Genomic DNA, 18,299 nt, shown 5'->3' on the forward strand with positions numbered 1-18,299 from the left:
CACGCCCAGTCCGGTCCGTCCGCTGCCAGGATGGTGGGCGTGAAGGAGATCCGGTGTGCGCCCGAACGGCTCGACCGTTGGCTGGCCGGCTTCGCTGACCGACACGGGGAGACGTCGTACGCCGCGACTCCGGAAACCGTGGCGGTCACCGCGGCCGATGGTGCGCGGGCTGAGTGTCGCGTGCCGTTCCCTCCGCTCTCGGTCGACGAGACCTTGCCGTACGCCGGTCTGGTCGAGCACGCCCGCCGTGACCGGACGGTCGGCGTCGTACTCGTCCGGATGGGTGGGTACGCCGCAGGAGTGTTCGAGGGTCGCCATCTTGTGGCGTCGAAGGTCGGGTCGCGCCTGGTGCAGGGCCGGTCCGCCGCCGGTGGCTGGTCACAGCAGCGGTTCGCGCGGCGGCGGGAGAAGCAGGCGAGGGAGGCGTTCGGCGCGGCCGCGGACGTCGTCGCCCGGGTCGTCGTCCCCCGTGCCGAAGCGGGCGAGCTTGACGCGGTCGTCGTCGGTGGTGACAAGCGGGCGGTCGAGCAGGTCCTCGCCGACACCCGGCTGGCCGCGCTGCATCGGCTCGTCGTGCCGCCGCATCTGCACGTGCCCGACCCGCGCCTGGCGGTGTTGCGGCGTACGCCTGAGGAGTTCCGGGCCGTCCACATCCGGCTCAGCGCCGCAGCTTGGGGATGATGTCGCGGCCGTACGCCTCGAGCGTGCGTTCGGGTTCGTCGTGCATGAGGTACAGCGCGAAGTGGTCGACCCCGATCTCGGCGAGCTCACGGAGCCGGTCCACGTGCGCCGACTCCGGACCGACCAGGCAGAACCGGTCGACGATCGCGTCGGGTACGAAGTCGGTGGACGGATGGCCGGCCTTGCCGTGGTGGGAGTAGTCGTAGCCCTCCCGCCCGGCGATGTAGTCGGTGAGCGCCCGGGGGATCGGGCCGTCCGTGCCGTAACGCGCGACGAGATCGGCCACGTGGTTGCCGACCATCCCGCCGAACCACCGCAGCTGGTCCCGCTGATGCGGCAGGTCGGCGCCGACGTAGGCCGGAGCCGCCACGCACATGGTGATCGCCCCCGGATCACGGCCGCCGTCAAGTGCGGCTTGACGCACCGACCCGATCGTCCAGCGGGCGATGTCGAGGTCGGCCGTCTGCAGGATGAAGCCGTCGGCCACCTCACCGACGAGGCGCAGTGCCTTCGGGCCGTAGCCAGCGAGCCACATGGGCAGCCTTCCCTCGCGTACCCACGGGATCCGCAGGAGTACGCCGTGGTGGACAACCTCCCGGCCTTCGGCGAGCTCCTTGATGACGTGCATGGACTCGCGCACGGTGGCGAGGGTGGCGGGTCGCCGGCCGATCACCCGGTGGGCGGAGTCACCGCGCCCCATACCGCAGATCGTGCGGTTACCGTGCATCTCGTTGAGTGTCGCGAACATCGACGCGGTCACCGACCAGTCGCGCGTCCCGGGGTTGGTGACCATCGGACCGACCGTCATGCGCGACGTGGCCGCGAGGATCTGGGAGTAGATCACGAACGGCTCCTGCCACAGCACGTGGGAGTCGAAGGTCCAGCCGTAGCTGAAGCCGTTGCCCTCCGCCAGCCGCATCCGGTCGACGACGTCACGGGCCGGCGGATCGTTCTGCAGGACCACCCCGAATTCCATGCGTCCCCCAAGTTTCCTGCGTGTGCTGTCGACGATGCGAGCGGGCCTGAGTGCAGGCGCTCGCTCAGGTGAGGTACTGGCAGAGGTCGCGGGCGAGGAACCCACCGTGGCCCGCCCGACCGTGGAACTCCCCACAGGTGATGATGATCCGCCCGCGCGAAAGCACCGTCTCGACCCGGCCGGTGATCGACATTCCTTCGTACGCCGAATAGTCGACGGCCATGTGATGCGTACGCACCGACAGGGTTTGTCGTGCCCGCGGGTCGTAGACCACGATGTCGGCATCGGACCCGGGCGCGATCACGCCCTTGCGGGGATAGAGGCCGAACATCCGCGCGGGCGTCGTCGAGGCGATCTCCACCCAACGACCCAACGAGATCTCGCCGCGGACGACGCCCTGGTGCAACAGATCCATCCGGTGTTCCACGCCCGGAATTCCGTTGGGAATCTTGGAGAAGTCACCCTTGCCGAGCTGCTTCTGGTCCTTGAAGCAGAACGGGCAATGGTCGGTTGACACGACGCTCAGGTCGTTCGTCCGCAGCCCACGCCACAGCTCGTCCTGATGCTCGACGGGGCGCAGCGGTGGCGAGGCGACGTACTTCGCACCCTCGAAGTCCGGCCGACCGAGGTCGTCGAGGGACAGGAAGAGGTACTGCGGACAGGTCTCGGCGAACACGTTCTGCCCGGTGTCGCGGGCAGCGGCGACGGCACTGAGCGCCTGGCTCGCCGACAGGTGGACGATGTAGAGCGGCGCCCCGGTGACCTTCGCCAGGGTGATGGCCCGGTGGGTCGCTTCCGCTTCGAGCTCCGGCGGCCGGGTCGTGCCGTGGTGTACAGGATCGGTCCGACCCTCGGCCAACGCCTGGACGACCAACTGGTCGATCGCGATGCCGTTCTCGGCGTGCATCATGATCGTCGCGCCGATGTCCTTCGCCTTCTGCATCGCCCGCAGGATCTCGCCGTCGGTCGCGTAGAACACTCCGGGGTAGGCCATGAACATCTTGAAGGAGTTCACTCCGGCCCCGACGCAGGCGTCCATCTCCTTCAGCGTGGCGTCGTTGACGTCGGAGATGATCATGTGGAAGCCATAGTCGACCGCGGCCTTGCCGGCGGCTTTCCCGTGCCATGCCTCCAACGCCGACAGCAGGGACGTGCCCTTGGGCTGCACCGCGAAGTCGACGATGGTCGTGGTGCCGCCCCAGGCGGCGGCGGTGGTACCGGTCTCGAACGTGTCGGCTGAATGCGTTCCGCCGAAGGGCATCTCCATGTGCGTGTGGACGTCGATGCCACCGGGCAGGACGTACTTCCCCGCGGCGTCGATCACCCGGTCCGCACCCGCCGCCCAGGTGTCGGCGAGGCCGGACTCGGGCGCCGCGACCGCCGCGACCTTCTCACCGGCGACGAGCACGTCGGCGGGGGTCGCGCCGGTGGTCGAGAGGAGGATTCCGTTGCGGATGACGGTGTTCATCGCCTGCGTCCCTTCGACCTACGGCGTCACGAGAGAGTCGTAGGTCTCGGGCCGCCGGTCGCGGTAGAAGGCCCACAGATCACGCACCTCGGACAGCACCGCCATGTCGAGGTCGCGGACGACCACCTCGTCGTCGGTGTCGGATGCGGCGTCGCCGACCACCTGCCCGCGCGGGTCGGCGAAGTACGACTGGCCGTAGAAGTCGTTGTCTCCCAGGGGTTCGACGCCGACGCGGTTGAGCGCCCCGACGAAGTACTCGTTGGCGACAGCGGCAGCCGGCTGCTCGAGCCGCCACAGATACTGCGAGAGGCCGCGGCTCGTCGCCGAAGGATTGAAGACGATCCGCGCGCCGGCGAGTCCGAGCGCGCGCCAGCCTTCGGGGAAGTGGCGTTCGTAGCAGATGTAGACACCGATCCGCCCGACTGCGGTGTCGAACACCGGATAGCCGAGGTTCCCGGGTCGGAAGTAGAACTTCTCCCAGAAACCTTTCACCTGCGGGATGTGGTTCTTGCGGTGCTTGCCGAGGTAGCGCCCGTCGGCGTCGATGACAGCGGCGGTGTTGTAGTAGACGCCCGGCTGTTCCTCTTCATACATCGGGACCACGAGCACGATGCCGTGCTGACGGGCGAGCTCGCACATCAGCTGCGTCGTCGGGCCGTCGGGGATCTGCTCGGTGTAGGAGTAGTAGTCGGCGTCCTGCACCTGGCAGAAGTACGGACCGTAGAAGAGTTCCTGCAGACACACGACCTGCGCGCCCTGCGAGGCCGCCGTCTGGATGTGCGCGACCGCGTTCGCGATCATCGAGTCCTTGTCGCCGGTCCAGCGTTGCTGCACGAGCGCGGCCCGCACCGTTCCCGGCGTACTTCTCGAGTCAGGCATGGTCAGACACTCCCCGTTCCTTTCGTGTGGGACGACGCCGCTCGGGTGGAGGACGCTGGTCGCGTCGCGGACAGCGCCACGTAGATGATGAGCCCCGCGGCCAGACCCACCGCCCAGCTGTAGTCGTACAACGGTCGGAGCCAGGGGAGCAGACCGTCGGCGGGGAAGGGCCCCTTGCCCGGCGCGGAGTAGGCGCCGCCGACCGCGAGGACCGCGCCGACGACCGTCGCGACGACCGCCCGCCAGTTCCAGCCGGCGGTGTACCAGTAGCGCCCACCGACGCGGTACAGGTCGCCGAGCGCGATGGTGGTGCGGTCGACGATCCAGTAACCCGCGATGAGGACGCCGGCCACGGAGGCGAGCACCCCGCCGTAGAAGCCCAGCCAGGCGAAGATGTAGACGTTCGGGTCCGAGATCAGCCGCCACGGCTGGATGAGGATGCCGATCACGCCGGTGAGCAGGCCGGCCGTACGGAAGGTGAGCCAGCGCGGCAGCGCGTTGGAGAAGTCGTACGACGGACTGACGACGTTGGCCGCGACGTTGCACGACATGGTGGCGAGGATCGCCATGGCCAGTCCGATGATGACGATGACCGGATGGTCGAAGCGCCTGGCCACCTCGACCGGATCCCAGACCGCCTCGCCGTAGACCACGATCGTGGCCGAGGTGATCATGATCGACACGATCGAGATGAACGCCATCGTGGTCGGCAGGCCGAGCACCTGCCCGATCGCCTGCTGGCGTTGGCCTCCCGAGAACCTCGTGAAGTCGGGCATGTTCAGCGAAAGGGTCGCCCAGAACGCGATCATGCCCATGAGCGACGGCCAGAAGACCGTCCAGAAGTCGACGCCCCAGCCGAGCTGCGACGGCTGGGAGAAGATCGGACCGAACCCGTCCGCCTCCATCACCATGTAGACGAGGAGAGCGAGGAACGCAACGGTGACGAGCGGAGCAGCCCAGTTCTCGAACCGTCGCAGGCCGTCGATCCCGCGGGCGATGAGGACCATCTGGACCGCCCAGAAGAAACCGAAGCTGAGCCACAGGGTCCACGGCTGGCCGGCGAGAGCAGTGGCCTCGATCCACGCGACCCCCGCCAGTTTGCCGACTATCACGAAGATCGCCTGGCCACCGATCCAGGTCTGGATGCCGAACCACCCGCAGGCGATGAACGCCCGCAGCAGGGCTGGAAGGTTCGCGCCACGGACGCCGTAGAAGGCGCGGGCGAAGACGGGGAACGGGATGCCGTACTTCGTACCCGCATGGCTGTTGAGCAGCATCGGCACGAGCACGATCAGGTTGGCGAGGGTGATCGTGACGAACGCCTGCAGCCAGTTCATCCCGATCGCCACCAGGCCCGAGGCGAGGAGGTACGCGGGAATGTTGTGCGCCATCCCCATCCACAGGGCGGTGTAGTTGTACGTCGTCCAGCGCCGGTCCTTAGTCGGCGTCGGTGCGAGTTCGGCGTTGGCGTACCGACTCGCGACAATGGCGGACGGATCCCTGAGGTCGATCCGGCCGTCGTGATGGACGACCTGCTCCTGCGACTCTCTCGTTGCCGTCATCGCCCCCCGCTCCCTCGCCGGTCCCACCTGGCGAAGCCCCACCGTCGCAAAGGCTTGGATGCCACCTGCGTGCGGCAGACCAGCGCCTCGTCAGGCCGATGCTAGGCGATCACCGGACCGGTCGGGGCAAAACGGTGAACGGCGAGGCGGCTTGGAGCGAGTCGCGATCGAAGCTCTCGTCGTACTACCGGGCGCGGTAGCGGGCGAGCGCGTCGGCGACGAGATCGATACTGGCCGCCTCGCTCGGCTCGGGCCAGCAGATGAGCTCCGACACGCCTTCGGACTCCCAGGCGGCGAAGGCGTCCGCGATCTGATCGGCGTCGCCACGGATGACCCGCGCCGGATCCTGGTCGTCACCGTCGGGGTTCGCGGTCTGGCCGCCGGGAGCGGCGATCCGGATGCCGGCGGTGCGGGCGAGCGTCGCCGGGTCGCGGCCGATCTCCTGGCAGGCGGCGGTGAGGGCGGCGTTCGCCTCCCGGAACCGGTCGCCGGGCAGGCCGAACCACGCGAGGTTCCAGCTGTCGGCGTACTCCGCGGTGAGCCGGAGCATGCGTGGCCGAACTCCGGCCACCAGCACTTCCGGGCCGGTCCGGTCCGGGCGGATGCGTACGGGCGCGTCGGCGGCGTGGTGGAAGCGACCGGACACGGACGCACGGCCCGTACGCAGCATGGTCGTGATGATCTCCAGCGCCTCTGCGAACCTGCCGACCCGGTGGTCGAACGGCAGCCCGAACGCCTGGAACTCCGGCTCGTGCCACCCCGCGCCCAGGCCGAGGACCACCCGGCCGCCGCTGATCTCCTGCAGTGTGTCGGCCATCCGGGCGAGGACGGCGGGTGGTCGGAACGCCGTACACAGCACCAGCGCGCCGATGCGTACGCGTGACGTGGCGTCGGCGAGCGCGCTCATCACCGTCCATGCCTCCCACGGCGACGCCGACGCATCCTCGGTCGACTCGCCGAGCAGGTGGTCATAGACCCACACCGAGTCCAGGCCGGCGTCCTCTGCGCGGGTCGCGAGGGACCGGATGTCGGCGTAGCTCAGCGGCACACCCGGCTGCGACTCCTCGCCCAACGGCAAGATCACGCCCACACGCATGGATCCCCTTCCACCGGGAGGTGAGGTCCGCAGCCTTGACGCACTCGGTGGTGCGAGGTGCGGCGGGCTGTCGGCCATCAGTGCTACCGGCGGCAGCGTATCCGTCCAGGCCGGCTCGAAGGAACGACAGCGGTCCCCAGGCGCGTTGAACCCGCATGTTCTTCGACACCGACGCGACCCTCACCGGGTGTCACGATTTCCGCGACAAGGGTGTTGACCACCTGCGCTATCCGGTCGACTCGGTCGTCGTTCTCGTCGGGATCCCAGGTGCCGGCAAGAGCACCCTTCTGCACAGGCTTTCCGGGACCGCCGCTGACGAGCCCCTCCCGGAGCAGCGGGGAGGCGTCCGGATCGTCGACTCCGAGCAGGAACGTCTCCGGTGGCAGCGGTACATGGGGAGCCATGCCTACGCCTGGTGGCGCCCGGCCGTGCACGCGGTGCACTACGGTCGCGTCTGGGCGGCGATCCGGCACGGAGGTCCGGTGATGGTTCCCGACTGCGGTACGCGTCCATGGGTACGCAGCCTGCTGGGTCGCCTCGTCGCTGCTGAGCGTCGCGTCCTGCACCTCGTGCTCCTCGATGCGACACCAGAGCAGGCCCGGGCGGGTCAGCGGGCGCGAGGGCGATCCCTTGGCGTGCAGACCTTCCAGCGGCACTGTCGCCGATGGGGCGCGCTCCTGGCCGCGGTGGAACGGGAGGGAGACCCGGCACATCTGGTGCCCGGCGCCCGGTCGGCGGTGGTCCTGGACCGGCGGTCGGCGGAGCGGCTTCGCGCCGTGAGTTTCACCGGCGTGTCGCAGCGGTCGGACTACGGCGTTGTCGCCGAACTCCGGTCCGGTTCCTGATCCTCCCCCTGTTCCTCGGCCTGACCCTGATCCGTACGCCGCCTCTGGTCTTCGTCCCGACCCTGGTCCAGGGCCGGCCCATGCCGGCGCCGACGTCCGGACAGGAGCACCGGGAGCAGGACGAGGACCGCCATCAGGACCAGCAGCACGATCGAGGCCGGCCGCTGGACGAAGATGTCAGGACTGCCCTGAGAGATGATCATCGTCTGACGCAGGCTCTCCTCCGCGATCGGCCCGAGGACCAGCGCGACCACGAGCGCGGCCGGCGAGAATCCGTGGAGCCGCATGAAGAATCCGAGCACCCCGCACCCGATCATGACGGCGACGTCGACCATGCTGGTGTTGACGGTGAAGGTGCCGAACGTACAGAGGACGACGATGATCGGGGCGAGCACGCGGAACGGCACCCGCGCGATACCCGCGAACGCCGGAATGCAGAAGATGTTGACCAGCAGCAACATCGCGTTCCCGAGGTACATGCTCGCGATGAGGCCCCACGCGAACTCGGGGTTCTGTTCCATCAGCAACGGACCTGGCTGCAGGCCCCACATCAGGAATCCACCGAGCAGGACGGCCGTGGACGCGGAGCCCGGAATTCCCAGCGTCAGAAGTGGAACCATCGCACCCGCCGAGGCGGCGTTGTTCGCCGCCTCCGGACCGACGAGACCCGGCATGGCGCCCTTGCCGAACCTCCCCGGTTTCGCCGAGAGCGACTTCTCCACGCTGTAGGACATGAGGGACGCAACGGTGGCCCCTGCTCCCGGCGTCGTGCCGACGAAGAAGCCAAGGAACGAGCCGCGCAGGATCGGCCCCCGCGACTCGAGGACATCGGCGCGGTTCGGCCAGAATCCCTTGGCGCGGGCGCTGACGGAGAAGTAGCCGAGCCGTTCCAGATGCCCACCACGGTAGAGCGTGTGGAACACCTCGCCGAGCCCGAAGATCCCGATGGCGACCGGGATGAAGTCGATGCCGTTGATGAGTTCTGGCGAGCCGAACGTGAACCGCTGCTCGCCGCCGCCGATGTCCACGCCCACCGTCGCCAGGACGAAGCCCATGAGAGCGGAGAGCCCACCAAGCAGACGATTCCGGCCGATGACGACGACCAACGTGAGCAGGCCGGCGAGCACCAGCAGGAAGAGCTCCGGCGGGCCGAACCGCGACGTCACCGACGCCAGCAACGGCGCCGCGACGCTGATGAGCAGGGTCCCGATCGTGCCGGCGACGAACGACGCGACCGCGGCCATGACGAGTGCGGGACCGGCTCGGCCCCGGCGGGCAAGGGGATAGCCGTCGAACGTGCTGGCGACGGTCGCCGACTCGCCCGGTGTGTTGATGAGTACCGACGTGATCGTGCCGCCGTACATCGCGCCGTAGTAGATCGCGGCGAGCATGACGATCGCACCGGTCGGATCGAGGGAGAACGTCAACGGCAGCAGGATGGCGATACCCGCGGACGGGCCGAGACCGGGCATGACACCGATCACCATGCCGACCAGGACGCCCAGGGCGAGCAGGACGAGGTTCTGCGGGCTGAGGACCGTCGCGATGCCCGTCGCGAGATGCCCCAGGATCCCCATGCGCGGACGCTCCTTCTAGAAGATTCCGGAGGGCAGCTGGGCGTCCAGGACCCTCTCGAAGAGCACGTAGAGCGTGACCGGCAGGCCGACACCGAGAGCGGCGTTGCCGACGAGCCGGCGGCGCCCGGGATTGAGCAGCATCAGCGCGCCGGAGAGAAACACCACCCCGCCGACAAGTGCGCCAGCGACGGCCAACAGGACGAAGAAGCCCACACACGCACAGACAGCGCCAGCCAACAGGGGCGGATGAGTCGGGGTCCCGGTGTCGGCTCCGGTGTCGGCTCGGGTGTCGGCTCCGGTGTCGGCCCCGTCCCCAGGATCGTGTCGCCACAAGGCGACGAGGCAGAGGACGAGCGCGGCCACACCGATGAGCCGTGGGAAGAACCCCGGACCGATCTGCCCCGAGGGCATCCGCCATGCCATGTCCCAGGACAGAACGGAGTATCCGGCAAGCACGCCCGCGAGCACGCCGAGGAACATGCCACGAGCGCCGAGCCGCCGAAGCCTCATATCGCACCGCGTTCGCGCAGGATCTCCTCCAGCTCCTTGGAGGTGTCGGCGATGAACTGGCCGAAGTCGTCGCCCCAGCGGACGTCCTCGACGAGAAGGTTGTCGCGCAGGTAGGCCTTCCACTTCTCGGTCCGTACGAGCTTCTTCATCGTGGTGATCCACCACTGCCGGGCGTTGTCCGGCACCTCCGGCGGCAGGATCAGTCCGCGCGGCATGGTGGGAAGCTCGGTGAACCCGAGCGACTCACCGGTGGGTACGTCGGACAGCTTCGCCGGTGACTCGCGCCCGGTGAAGAGCAGCGGCACCATGTCGCCGGCGTCGATCTGGCCCATCACCTCGCCCGGGTTGGAGACCACCGCCTCGAGGGACTTCGACGTCAGGGCGGTGAGCAGTTGCCCCTCGTCGTTGAACGGTACGTAGTCGATCTTGTAACCGGCCTTCGCGGCGAACATGTCGTGGAGGATGAAGTCGACGTTGACGGTGCCGATGCCGCCGACCGCGACGGTGCCCTTGCCCTTGGCATGGTCGACCCACTGCTGCCAGGTCGCCAGACCGCTCCCGGCATTGACGACCAGCAGCGCGGCGTCGGTCGCGAAGAGGCCGACCGGAGTGAAGTCGGTAGGAGTCCAGCCCGGATCGGACTCCAGCGGCGTGGTGAGGAACGATCCCGACGTGGTCGAGATGACATAGGGATCGCCGGACTTTCTGAAGACGTGGCCCCAGCCCGTCGCGCCGCTGCCACCCTCGCGGTTCTGGACCGCGATGTGTTCGGGATAGAGCTTCTCCCGCTCGAGGATGTCGACCATGGTGCGGGACATGATGTCGTTGCCGCCTCCTGGGCCGAACGCGATCGTCCAGTCCAGGTCCTCCGACGGGTAGTCGGCCTCGCCCCCGCCCGTCGCGGCTCCGTCGGCACACCCCGCCACGCCGACAGCCGCGGCACCCAGGGCGAGGAACGTTCTTCTCGGGTACGCATGCGTCATTGCAAGGCTCCCTTCGTTCCGGTCGTACGCCGGATCGGCGTGGCCGGGTGGCCCTCAGCCGAACCGCGGAGTGCGCTTGTCGAGAAAGGCGCGGACCCCTTCGGCGTAGTCGGCGGTGTCGAACGAGGTGTTACGCAGGTCGGTCGTCACCGCGTCCTCGGTGGTTTGCCCGGCGACGATCCGGTTGACGATCGTCTTCGCCGCCCGGACGCTGTACTGGGCGCGCGTGGTGAGCAGGTGGGCAAAGTCGTAGGTGTGCTTCTCCAGGTCGTCGACCGGCGTCACCTCGTCGAGCAGTCCGACCCGCAGTGCTTCGGCCGCCGACATCTTCTCGCCGGACATGAGGATCCACTTCGCCCGCGACGGTCCCGCCAGGTCGACCAGCCGCTTCGTGGACTCGAGGCTGTAGACGAGACCGAGCTTGGCCGGGGTGATGGCCATCGTGGTGCGCTCGTCGCCGAAGCGCAGGTCGGCCGCGAACGCGAGCCCCGCGCCTCCGCCGATGCAGTAGCCGTGGATCATCGCGATCGTGGGTTTGTCGAGCTCTTCGATGGATTGCTCGGCCGCGGCCACCCGGTCGTTGTAGACGCGGGCCTTCTCGGCGTCGCCGCGGACGCGTTCGAACTCGCTGATGTCCGCCCCGGACGCGAACGACCGGACGCCCGCACCCCGCAGGACCACCACCTTCACCGACTCGTCGGCCGCGATTACGCCGAAGAGGTCGGGGAGAGCGGTGTACATGTCGAGGGTGATGGCGTTGTGGCTGTCCGGGCGGTTGAGCAGCACGGTGGCGACGGCACCGTCCCGCCGCAGAACAAGGTCGCCGTCTGGAGCGGCGAAACGGTCGGCATGGCTGGCGGAGTTCACGATTCGACACCTGCGCGGTCGTAGGGAGTGGTGGAGGTCTGGGGGGCGGGCCTGCGATGCCGCTGCATCTCCGGATGGGCGTCGAACGCGATGCTGTCGGCGAACAACGCCGCGATCTCGTCGTCGGCGAGCCCCGCCTCGGTGAGGACCTCGACCGTGTGCTGGCCGAGCCACGGCGCCGGAGCCCTGACGGCGAAGTCGAACTCACTGAACTTCGTGGGTGGCCCGATGGTGTTCATCGCCCCGATGATCGGATGGTCGAGGTCGACCACCATGCCGCGGGCCCGCACGTGGGGATCGGCCAATGCCTCGTCGTAGGTGAGGACGGGTCCGCCGGGGACACCTGCCTTGTCGAGTGCGTCGATCCATTCCTGCGTACGACGGTGGGTGGTGATCGCCTCGATCTCGCGTTCGAGGTCGTCGATGTTGCTCAGCCGGTCGGGGAGCGTGCGGAAACGGGGGTCGTCGAGCCACTCGGGCCGGTCGAGTACACCGGTGACGAGGCGCTCCCACAGCCGGTCGTTGTTGGCCCCGATCGTGACGTAGCCGTCGGCGGTGCGGTAGGCCTGGTACGGCGTCGACCGGCGGTGTCGGGTGCCGGTGGGTGCGGGGCGTTCGCCGCCGCCGAACCAGGCACCGGACTCCCACACCGTCCAGGCGAGGCCGGCTTCGACCAGCGAGACGTCGATGTGCTGCCCCTTTCCGGTGCGCTGGCGGAGGAGAACGGCTGCGAGGATCGAGTAGACGGCCGTTGCGCCGGCGGCGAGGTCGTTGACCGCGATGCCGACCTTCGCCGGCCGTCCGTCGGGATGCCCGGTCATGCGAAGGAACCCGACGGCGCCCTGCGCCATGATGTCGAAGCCCGGCCGGTCGCGGTAGGGCCCGTTCTGGCCGTAGCCGCTGATCGAGCAGTAGAGCAGGTCCGGTCGCAGGGCACGCAGGACTTCGTAGTCGATGCCGAGCCGGGCGACGACGCCGGGCCGGAAGTTCTCGATCACCAGGTCGGCGCCGTCGACGAGGCGGAGGAACGCCTCCCTGCCCCGGTCGGCCTTCAGGTCGAGGGAGACGCTGCGCTTGCTCCGGTTGGGCATGGCGAACGGATAGCTCTCGCCGTTGACCTTGGGGCTGAGCCGCCGGGAGTCGTCACCGGTGATCGGCTGCTCGATCTTGATCACGTCGGCGCCGAGTTCGGCGAGAACCATCGTCGCGTACGGCCCGGACAGGAACCGGGTCAGGTCGAGAACCCTGAATCCGTCAAGGGGCAACATGTTCGGCATTCCTCCCGTGCTGCCACGAATCCGTGCACTTGGTCAGTTCGTGCAATTGGTCAAGATCGGTGCTTGCCACAAAAGCGATGGATGCCGCAAAGTGGGATAACATCCTGTAATTCAGGAACACTAGGCAGGGAGGCAGGGTGACGTCAACGGACTGGCAGGATCCGAACACATCGGGTGGCGTCCTGGGCTCCGGCGTTCCCGGCGGCGGCGCGGGCCCGAACGGACCCGAATCCCCAGGCGCGGAGGTGGGCGCATCCGAGACGCCCGCGCGTCGTCGAGGCGTGCAGTCCATCGATCGCGCCGTCACGATTCTGCGCTGCTTCGACGCCCGCCATCCCGAGCTGGGCATCAGCGACATCGCCCGGATGACCGGACTGTCGACGAGCACGACGCACCGGCTGCTCGGCGCGCTGCAGGACAACCGATTGGTACGCCAGACCCGCGACCGCCGCTATGCCCTGGGCTCGCTTCTGGTCCAGCTCGCCCGCGGAGGAGCGATGGCGACGAGTGTGCGCGAAGCCGCCCTCCCGGCGATGCGGCGGCTCCGCGACGAGATCGACGAGACCATCGGTCTGCACGTGTTGCTGCCCACCCATGACCGCGCGGTCATCGACCAGGTGGAGAGCCGCCAGCCGCTGCGCCGCAGTTACACCGAGTTCGGCGCACCGATCCCGCTGCCTCTCGGCGCGCCCGGCAAGGCACTCCTCGCGCACCTCGCCCATGCCGTGCAGGAGTCGATCCTCGCCCGGCCGATACCGGCCGCGACCCCGACGACGGTCACCGACCCGGTGCTCCTTCGCAAGCAGCTGGCCGAGATCCGGGCCCACAACTTCGCGCTCTCCTACTCCGAGCGCACGTCGGGTATCCGGACGATCGCGGCCGTCGTCTTCGACGGCTCCGACGTTCCGGCGGCATCGATCAGTGTCTCCGCGCCAGAGGTACGGATGCCCAACGTACGGATGGAACGCCTCGGCCCGGTCGTCGCGGCCACGGCATGGTCGATCTCCGAGGCCCTCGGTGCGACCCGCGACGGCGTGGCCGCACAGATTGCCCTGGCCAGCCCACCCGTGGAGTGACTTCGACGTCCAGCCCTTCAGTCGTCGAGGCCACGGGCTGCGAGCGCGTCACCCATGGCGTCGGCCTTCTTGAGCAGGCGTACGACGAGGGACACCGCGAGGGCGACCGGGCTGCGTTCGAGGCCACGGGCACGCTGCGCTTCCCGGGTTTCCGCGTACGTCTGGGCGACCAGGGGGATACAACGCACCGTGAGGGCCAGCACGAGACCGACCCGCATCGGGCTGACGCCGACCCGCTCGAACGGACGCAGGGCCGACTCGAACGCGTCGAGCATCGCCGTGACCCGGGTCGTGAGCGTGACCAGCGCTGCGAGCGCCACCAGGACGAGCAGCTGACCGACGACGAGGACCGCGTGGGCGGGTCCGGCGCTCACCCACTGGAACGCCAGGAGCGGTACGGCGAACCAGCAGACCGGGCGGACCTGCGCGAAGCCCACCCGCCAGGGGATCTGCGCGGCCGTCACCAGAGCCAGGGTGAGCACGACAGCGACGCCGAGGGTGGACACGGCGGTGATCCGCAGGATGACCACCGCCGCGACGGCGAGCGCGGTGAGCTTCGCGCCGGCCGGAAGCCGGTGCAGGAGCGACGACCCCGGTTGGTAGAGGCCCAGACCGCCGTGACCGGGAAGGGCGGCGTTCATGTGAGCAGCTTCCGGTAGGCGTCGACCGCGTCGTCCGCGGTGCCGTCGGCGACCAGGCGCCCGTGGTCGAGGACGAGAACGCGCTCGAACCCGTCAAGCAATTCGAGGTGATGCGTGACGAGGACGACCTGCTGAGGAAGCCGGCGGAGCAGGTCCGTGACCATCCGTGCGTTGCGCAGGTCGAGCAACGTGGTCGGCTCATCACAGACCAGCGTGGTGGGCTCGGTCACGAGAACCCCGGCGAGGGCGAGCAGTTGCAGCTGGCCACCGGAGAGCAGGTGGGCGGGATGATCGGCGTAGTCGGCGAGACCGTACGCCTCGAGCGCGGCCTGCGCTCTCCGGGACACCTCCTCGCGGGGCAGGCCGAGCCGGCGCAGACCGAACGCCACGTCCTCACCGACGGTCGGCATGACCACCTGGGCATCGGGATCGGTGAAGACGAAGCCGACCCGCCGGCGGACCTCGCGGCCGTCGGTCCGGGTGTCGAAACCGTCGACCTCCACTGTGCCGTGGGTCGGCACCACCAGGCCGTTGAGCAGCCGCGCGAAGGTCGACTTGCCGGACCCGTTGGCACCGACGACACCGATCCGCTGCTCGGTCAGGCGTACGTCGAGATCGGCCAGGACCCGCCGGGAGCCGTAGTGGTGGGAGACGCCCCGCAACTCGATCACCGGTCGCTCCCGGTGCCCCTGCGCCGCCTCTTGGAAGGCGGGCCCACGCGGCGTACCAGTGCGGCGACGCCCATGCCACCGCCGACGGAAACCGCGGCGAGTCCGAGCGACGGGCCGTCGTCGCGCACCATCCGGGTGAAGAGCCGGACCATCACGACAGCGCCGGTCGCGCCCCAGGCATGGCCGAGCGCCAGTGCGCCGCCCTCGGGACAGAGCCGGTCGGGGTCGAGGTCGAGCGCGTCGGCGCAGGCCAGCACCTGTCCGGCGAAGGCCTCCACGAACTCGATCGCGCCGATGTCGTCCATGCCCAGCCCCTGCCGGTCGAGCACTTGGCGAACCGTGGCGACCAGACCCAGACCCGGCCGGCCCGGGTCGGTACCCGTGCACGCCCAGTCGAGGATGCGCAGGCCCGGCCAGTTGTGCCGCGCCCGCAGGCGTTCAGGGACGACGGCGACCGCCGCCGCGCCGTCGTTGACGCCGCAGGAGTTGCCGGCGGTGACCGTTCCGCCTGCGTCGTCCGGGACGAACGCGGGACGCAGCCGGGCCAGCCGGGCCGACGTGAGACCGGCGCGCGGGCGTTCGTCATGATCGAGCCCGCCGACCGGAACGAGCTCGTCGGCGAACCGCTTCGCCTCCATGGCCGCGACCGCCCTCGCGTGGCTTCGCGCCGCGTAGGCGTCCTGGCGGATTCGGGAGATGCCGGCCTCGTGGGCCACCAGGTCCGCGGCCTCGCCCATCTCCGGATCGGGAAATGGCGGGGGAGCGAACGGCGCCCGTTCGTAGCGCTGCGGCTCGCCGTCCTGCCCGCCCGCTCGTGCGGGCCAGCTGCGGATCGGCGCCGTCGAGGCACTCTCCGCGCCGCCGGCGAGGTAGACCGTACCCCTCCCGGCCTGGACCAACCCTGCCGCGAGGGTGATCGCCTCCAGCCCGCTGCCGCACTGGCGGTCGACCGTCAGGCCCGGCACGCCGGGGCCGAGTCCGGCCGCGAGTGCGGCCACCCTCGCCACGTTGCCGCCGGGACCCATGCAGTTGCCGAGGACGACCTCGCTGACGTGCCGGGGTGAGAGGCCAAGGTCGTCGACCAGCGCGCGGAGAACGGGCGCGGCCAGCTGTTCCACCCGCACGTCGGCGAGCCCGCGGCCTCGGCTGCCGAGGGGGGTACGCCTGGCCGCCACGATCGCCGGGGCGTTCGGGTCCGTGCGTTCGGGCGGGGCGGCTTCCACGTGGTTCAGAGTGTTCACGTAAGTGCCCGGACGACAAGGCTGCCGTCCGCGAGTCCGGCGATGACCTCGGCGCGGGCGACCTTGCCCGAGCCGGCACGTGGGAGCCGGTCGACTTCGTACCACACCCGTGGTCGATGGGAAGGGTGCAGTTGGTCGGCGATCGCGGCCCGCAAGGTCGCCAGGGCGACACCGCCTGGGCCGTCCGGCTCGACGACCGCGACCACGACCTGCCCGAGTTCACCGTGCGGCGTGCCGACGACGGCGACGTCGGCGACACCGGACGCGAGGCGAAGAGCGCGTTCGATCGCCTCGGCGGCGATGGTCGCCCCGCCGCAGTTGATCGACTGGTTCGAACGACCGGTGACGATGAGGGTGCCGTCGGGCTCGAGGCAGCCGTGGTCGCCGACGCTCGCGTACCCGTCGGCGGAGAGGTCGAGTCCCTTGGCGAGGTACCGACTCCGCGCCCAGATCACGCCGTCACGGATTTCGACCTCTACATCGGGGAACGGCCGCATCGCGCCCGGGGGAGAACCACGCCGGCGGAGCGCGACGAACGACAGCTCGGCCGCGCCGTAGTAGTCGATGACCTCGATCCCGGCCGCACCCGCTACCGCCTCCACTGTGGGGGCGAGGTGTGCGCCGGCACAGACCGCCCGCCGGAGCCGACTGGTCGCCGGGTCGGCCCGGCCGGCGAGGACGCCGAGCATGGCGGGTACGACGTGAGCCGTGGTGCAACTCGCCGTCGCCTCCGTCGCGAGCGTGGGCGACCAGTGCGACAACGGGTGGATCGCCGCACCCATGACGAGGGCGTGCAGCGCGCCGAAGAGGAAAAGGGTTCCCGACATCCGGCCGGGGATCAGCACAGTGTCAGTGGCGTCGACGCCGGTGAGCGCCGAGAACGCCGGAAAGCTGTACGTCCACGACTCCTGCGTACGCACGACCGGCCGCGGGACGCCCGTGCTGCCGGAGGTGAAGACGACCAGGCACCCCGCTCCGCCATGGCGTTCGGCGGCCGCGGTCGCGGCGTCGAGGGCGGGACCGCGCATGGCGTGCGGCCATGCGGAGTCGGCGACGATGATGCTGGCACCCACGCGTTCGGCGGCCATCAGGTCGACCAGCAGGCGGACTGGCTCGCCGTCGAAGGAGATGACCACGCCTCCAGGCCCCACGCCCTCCGCGGCGAGCGCGTCAGCGCGCTCGGACGCCCGGTCGGCGAGCGCGCCGAAGCTCAGGGGACCGCACGGACCGACGACAGCCGGCCGCTCAGGTTCGGTCGCCGCGCGGCGGGCCACGTCACGGAAGATGGCCATCGTTTCGCACCGTACCCCCTGCCGTCCCCTCAGAGGCCCCACTCGTGGATGTGCCTCCTGAACGCGGCGTACGCAATGTGGGATAGCCGGCATGCACGCCCTTGGCGACGACGGTGGCGACCGCGGCCTTGATGAGGTCACCGGGCAGGAAGACCGCCGCGGCCACCATGGTGGCCACCAGGCCCGACGTTCCGGTGCGGGCGGCCTGCACGGGGATGCCGATGGCGTAGACGACGGCGATGCCACCGACGACGTTGGCGATGAACCCGACGGGCAGCGTGTACCGCGGCATCGTCTTCTCGGTCAGCCAGCCGGTGACCCAGGCGCCCAACGGGAACGCGAGGAAGTAGCCGGCCGACGGGCCGGCGAGGACGCCGATCCCGCCGCGTCCGCCCGCGAGCAGCGGCAGGCCGGCGAGGACGAGGACGCCGAACGTCGCCACCGCGAGGAACCCGCGTCGCGCGCCGAGGATCGACCCGGCCAGCATGACGCCGAGGGTCTGCGCCGTGATGGGGACGGCGTTGCCGAAGAGGTTGAACGAACCGGGAAGGCCTAGCGCGGCGATGAGGGCCGCGAACAGGGCGATGACGGCGAGGTCACGCGTCGGTAGTCGGCGACGGGAGGGCACGGGCGGCTCCTTCGGCAGGCTTACGTCTG

Annotated in this window: 18 protein-coding genes; 3 read left to right on the forward strand and 15 right to left on the reverse strand. The window is 69.6% G+C overall.

Annotated elements, in window-relative coordinates; translation table 11 throughout:
- Positions 1 to 30: 30 nt before the first annotated feature.
- The gene (locus ABNF93_RS06005; protein ID WP_502877542.1) at positions 31 to 681 is read left to right on the forward strand and encodes an acVLRF1 family peptidyl-tRNA hydrolase; all 651 of its coding nucleotides are present in this window, start codon (positions 31 to 33) and stop codon (positions 679 to 681) included.
- On the opposite strand, the gene ABNF93_RS06010 is transcribed toward ABNF93_RS06005, so the two are convergent.
- The 5 genes from ABNF93_RS06010 to ABNF93_RS06030 form a co-directional block, all read right to left on the reverse strand.
- Positions 659 to 1,657, reverse strand: coding sequence for a TIGR03842 family LLM class F420-dependent oxidoreductase (locus ABNF93_RS06010; RefSeq protein WP_349326576.1), 999 nt, complete (start codon positions 1,655 to 1,657; stop codon positions 659 to 661). The genes ABNF93_RS06005 and ABNF93_RS06010 overlap by 23 nt on opposite strands.
- Before the next feature lie 64 nt (positions 1,658 to 1,721).
- Entirely contained in the window at positions 1,722 to 3,125 is a 1,404-nt protein-coding gene (gene hydA, locus ABNF93_RS06015) for a dihydropyrimidinase (protein WP_349326578.1), read from the reverse strand.
- A gap of 18 nt (positions 3,126 to 3,143) precedes the next feature.
- Positions 3,144 to 4,004, reverse strand: coding sequence for a nitrilase-related carbon-nitrogen hydrolase (locus ABNF93_RS06020; RefSeq protein WP_349326580.1), 861 nt, complete (start codon positions 4,002 to 4,004; stop codon positions 3,144 to 3,146).
- A gap of 2 nt (positions 4,005 to 4,006) precedes the next feature.
- On the reverse strand, positions 4,007 to 5,566 hold the full coding sequence (locus ABNF93_RS06025) for an NCS1 family nucleobase:cation symporter-1 (protein WP_349326582.1): 1,560 nt from the start codon (positions 5,564 to 5,566) through the stop codon (positions 4,007 to 4,009).
- A gap of 184 nt (positions 5,567 to 5,750) precedes the next feature.
- Positions 5,751 to 6,662, reverse strand: a complete 912-nt coding sequence (locus ABNF93_RS06030; RefSeq protein ID WP_349326583.1) for an LLM class flavin-dependent oxidoreductase — start codon at positions 6,660 to 6,662, stop codon at positions 5,751 to 5,753.
- 155 nt (positions 6,663 to 6,817) lie between these two features.
- Here ABNF93_RS06030 and ABNF93_RS06035 point away from each other — a divergent pair, with 155 nt between their 5' ends.
- A complete protein-coding gene (locus tag ABNF93_RS06035) occupies positions 6,818 to 7,507 on the forward strand; it encodes an AAA family ATPase (RefSeq protein WP_349326585.1) in 690 nt (229 codons plus the stop codon).
- Here ABNF93_RS06035 and ABNF93_RS06040 read toward each other — a convergent pair.
- Genes ABNF93_RS06040 through ABNF93_RS06060 form a run of 5 tightly spaced genes read right to left on the reverse strand, consistent with a single transcriptional unit; the run spans position 7,471 to position 12,712 of the window.
- A complete protein-coding gene (locus ABNF93_RS06040; protein WP_349326587.1) occupies positions 7,471 to 9,084 on the reverse strand; it encodes a tripartite tricarboxylate transporter permease in 1,614 nt (537 codons plus the stop codon). The two genes, ABNF93_RS06035 and ABNF93_RS06040, sit on opposite strands and share 37 nt — an antisense overlap.
- A gap of 15 nt (positions 9,085 to 9,099) precedes the next feature.
- Complete coding sequence (locus tag ABNF93_RS06045) at positions 9,100 to 9,594, reverse strand: tripartite tricarboxylate transporter TctB family protein (protein WP_349326588.1); 495 nt, start codon at positions 9,592 to 9,594, stop codon at positions 9,100 to 9,102.
- Positions 9,591 to 10,577, reverse strand: a complete 987-nt coding sequence (locus ABNF93_RS06050; protein ID WP_349326589.1) for a Bug family tripartite tricarboxylate transporter substrate binding protein — start codon at positions 10,575 to 10,577, stop codon at positions 9,591 to 9,593. The genes ABNF93_RS06045 and ABNF93_RS06050 overlap by 4 nt, the downstream gene beginning before the upstream one ends.
- A 54-nt stretch (positions 10,578 to 10,631) precedes the next feature.
- The gene (locus tag ABNF93_RS06055; RefSeq protein ID WP_349326590.1) at positions 10,632 to 11,444 is read right to left on the reverse strand and encodes an enoyl-CoA hydratase-related protein; all 813 of its coding nucleotides are present in this window, start codon (positions 11,442 to 11,444) and stop codon (positions 10,632 to 10,634) included.
- Complete coding sequence (locus ABNF93_RS06060) at positions 11,441 to 12,712, reverse strand: CaiB/BaiF CoA transferase family protein (RefSeq protein WP_349326591.1); 1,272 nt, start codon at positions 12,710 to 12,712, stop codon at positions 11,441 to 11,443. The genes ABNF93_RS06055 and ABNF93_RS06060 overlap by 4 nt, the downstream gene beginning before the upstream one ends.
- A gap of 146 nt (positions 12,713 to 12,858) precedes the next feature.
- On the opposite strand from ABNF93_RS06060, the gene ABNF93_RS06065 reads away from it, so the two are divergent.
- Positions 12,859 to 13,797 (forward strand): IclR family transcriptional regulator, encoded by a 939-nt coding sequence (locus tag ABNF93_RS06065; protein ID WP_349326593.1) that lies wholly within the window; start codon positions 12,859 to 12,861, stop codon positions 13,795 to 13,797.
- Between the two features lie 17 nt (positions 13,798 to 13,814).
- Here the strand turns inward: ABNF93_RS06065 and ABNF93_RS06070 are convergent, their stop codons facing one another.
- The 5 genes from ABNF93_RS06070 to ABNF93_RS06090 are packed head-to-tail and all read right to left on the reverse strand — an operon-like array spanning position 13,815 to position 18,270.
- Positions 13,815 to 14,438 (reverse strand): energy-coupling factor transporter transmembrane component T family protein, encoded by a 624-nt coding sequence (locus tag ABNF93_RS06070; RefSeq protein WP_349326594.1) that lies wholly within the window; start codon positions 14,436 to 14,438, stop codon positions 13,815 to 13,817.
- A complete protein-coding gene (locus ABNF93_RS06075) occupies positions 14,435 to 15,109 on the reverse strand; it encodes an energy-coupling factor ABC transporter ATP-binding protein (protein ID WP_349326596.1) in 675 nt (224 codons plus the stop codon). The genes ABNF93_RS06070 and ABNF93_RS06075 overlap by 4 nt, the downstream gene beginning before the upstream one ends.
- Positions 15,106 to 16,332: a thiolase family protein gene (locus tag ABNF93_RS06080; RefSeq protein WP_349326597.1), complete on the reverse strand. Its 1,227-nt coding sequence runs from the start codon at positions 16,330 to 16,332 to the stop codon at positions 15,106 to 15,108. The genes ABNF93_RS06075 and ABNF93_RS06080 overlap by 4 nt, the downstream gene beginning before the upstream one ends.
- A 14-nt stretch (positions 16,333 to 16,346) precedes the next feature.
- Positions 16,347 to 17,642, reverse strand: a complete 1,296-nt coding sequence (locus ABNF93_RS06085) for a class I adenylate-forming enzyme family protein (RefSeq protein ID WP_349326599.1) — start codon at positions 17,640 to 17,642, stop codon at positions 16,347 to 16,349.
- Complete coding sequence (locus ABNF93_RS06090) at positions 17,626 to 18,270, reverse strand: biotin transporter BioY (protein WP_349326601.1); 645 nt, start codon at positions 18,268 to 18,270, stop codon at positions 17,626 to 17,628. Before ABNF93_RS06090 ends, ABNF93_RS06085 begins: the two co-directional genes overlap by 17 nt.
- Positions 18,271 to 18,299 lie beyond the last annotated feature (29 nt).

Source organism: Actinopolymorpha sp. B9G3 (genome assembly GCF_040120725.1).
In the GTDB taxonomy this organism is placed as follows: domain Bacteria; phylum Actinomycetota; class Actinomycetes; order Propionibacteriales; family Actinopolymorphaceae; genus Thermasporomyces.

Excerpts from the sequence above, each read along its gene's own strand:
- ABNF93_RS06005 (WP_502877542.1), top strand. The coding sequence starts at position 31 with ATGGTGGGCGTGAAGGAGATCCGGTGTGCGCCCGAACGGCTCGACCGT.
- ABNF93_RS06010 (WP_349326576.1), bottom strand. The coding sequence starts at position 1,657 with ATGGAATTCGGGGTGGTCCTGCAGAACGATCCGCCGGCCCGTGACGTC.
- hydA (WP_349326578.1), bottom strand. The coding sequence starts at position 3,125 with ATGAACACCGTCATCCGCAACGGAATCCTCCTCTCGACCACCGGCGCG.
- ABNF93_RS06020 (WP_349326580.1), bottom strand. The coding sequence starts at position 4,004 with ATGCCTGACTCGAGAAGTACGCCGGGAACGGTGCGGGCCGCGCTCGTG.
- ABNF93_RS06025 (WP_349326582.1), bottom strand. The coding sequence starts at position 5,566 with ATGACGGCAACGAGAGAGTCGCAGGAGCAGGTCGTCCATCACGACGGC.
- ABNF93_RS06030 (WP_349326583.1), bottom strand. The coding sequence starts at position 6,662 with ATGCGTGTGGGCGTGATCTTGCCGTTGGGCGAGGAGTCGCAGCCGGGT.
- ABNF93_RS06035 (WP_349326585.1), top strand. The coding sequence starts at position 6,818 with ATGTTCTTCGACACCGACGCGACCCTCACCGGGTGTCACGATTTCCGC.
- ABNF93_RS06040 (WP_349326587.1), bottom strand. The coding sequence starts at position 9,084 with ATGGGGATCCTGGGGCATCTCGCGACGGGCATCGCGACGGTCCTCAGC.
- ABNF93_RS06045 (WP_349326588.1), bottom strand. The coding sequence starts at position 9,594 with ATGAGGCTTCGGCGGCTCGGCGCTCGTGGCATGTTCCTCGGCGTGCTC.
- ABNF93_RS06050 (WP_349326589.1), bottom strand. The coding sequence starts at position 10,577 with ATGACGCATGCGTACCCGAGAAGAACGTTCCTCGCCCTGGGTGCCGCG.
- ABNF93_RS06060 (WP_349326591.1), bottom strand. The coding sequence starts at position 12,712 with ATGTTGCCCCTTGACGGATTCAGGGTTCTCGACCTGACCCGGTTCCTG.
- ABNF93_RS06070 (WP_349326594.1), bottom strand. The coding sequence starts at position 14,438 with ATGAACGCCGCCCTTCCCGGTCACGGCGGTCTGGGCCTCTACCAACCG.
- ABNF93_RS06085 (WP_349326599.1), bottom strand. The coding sequence starts at position 17,642 with ATGGCCATCTTCCGTGACGTGGCCCGCCGCGCGGCGACCGAACCTGAG.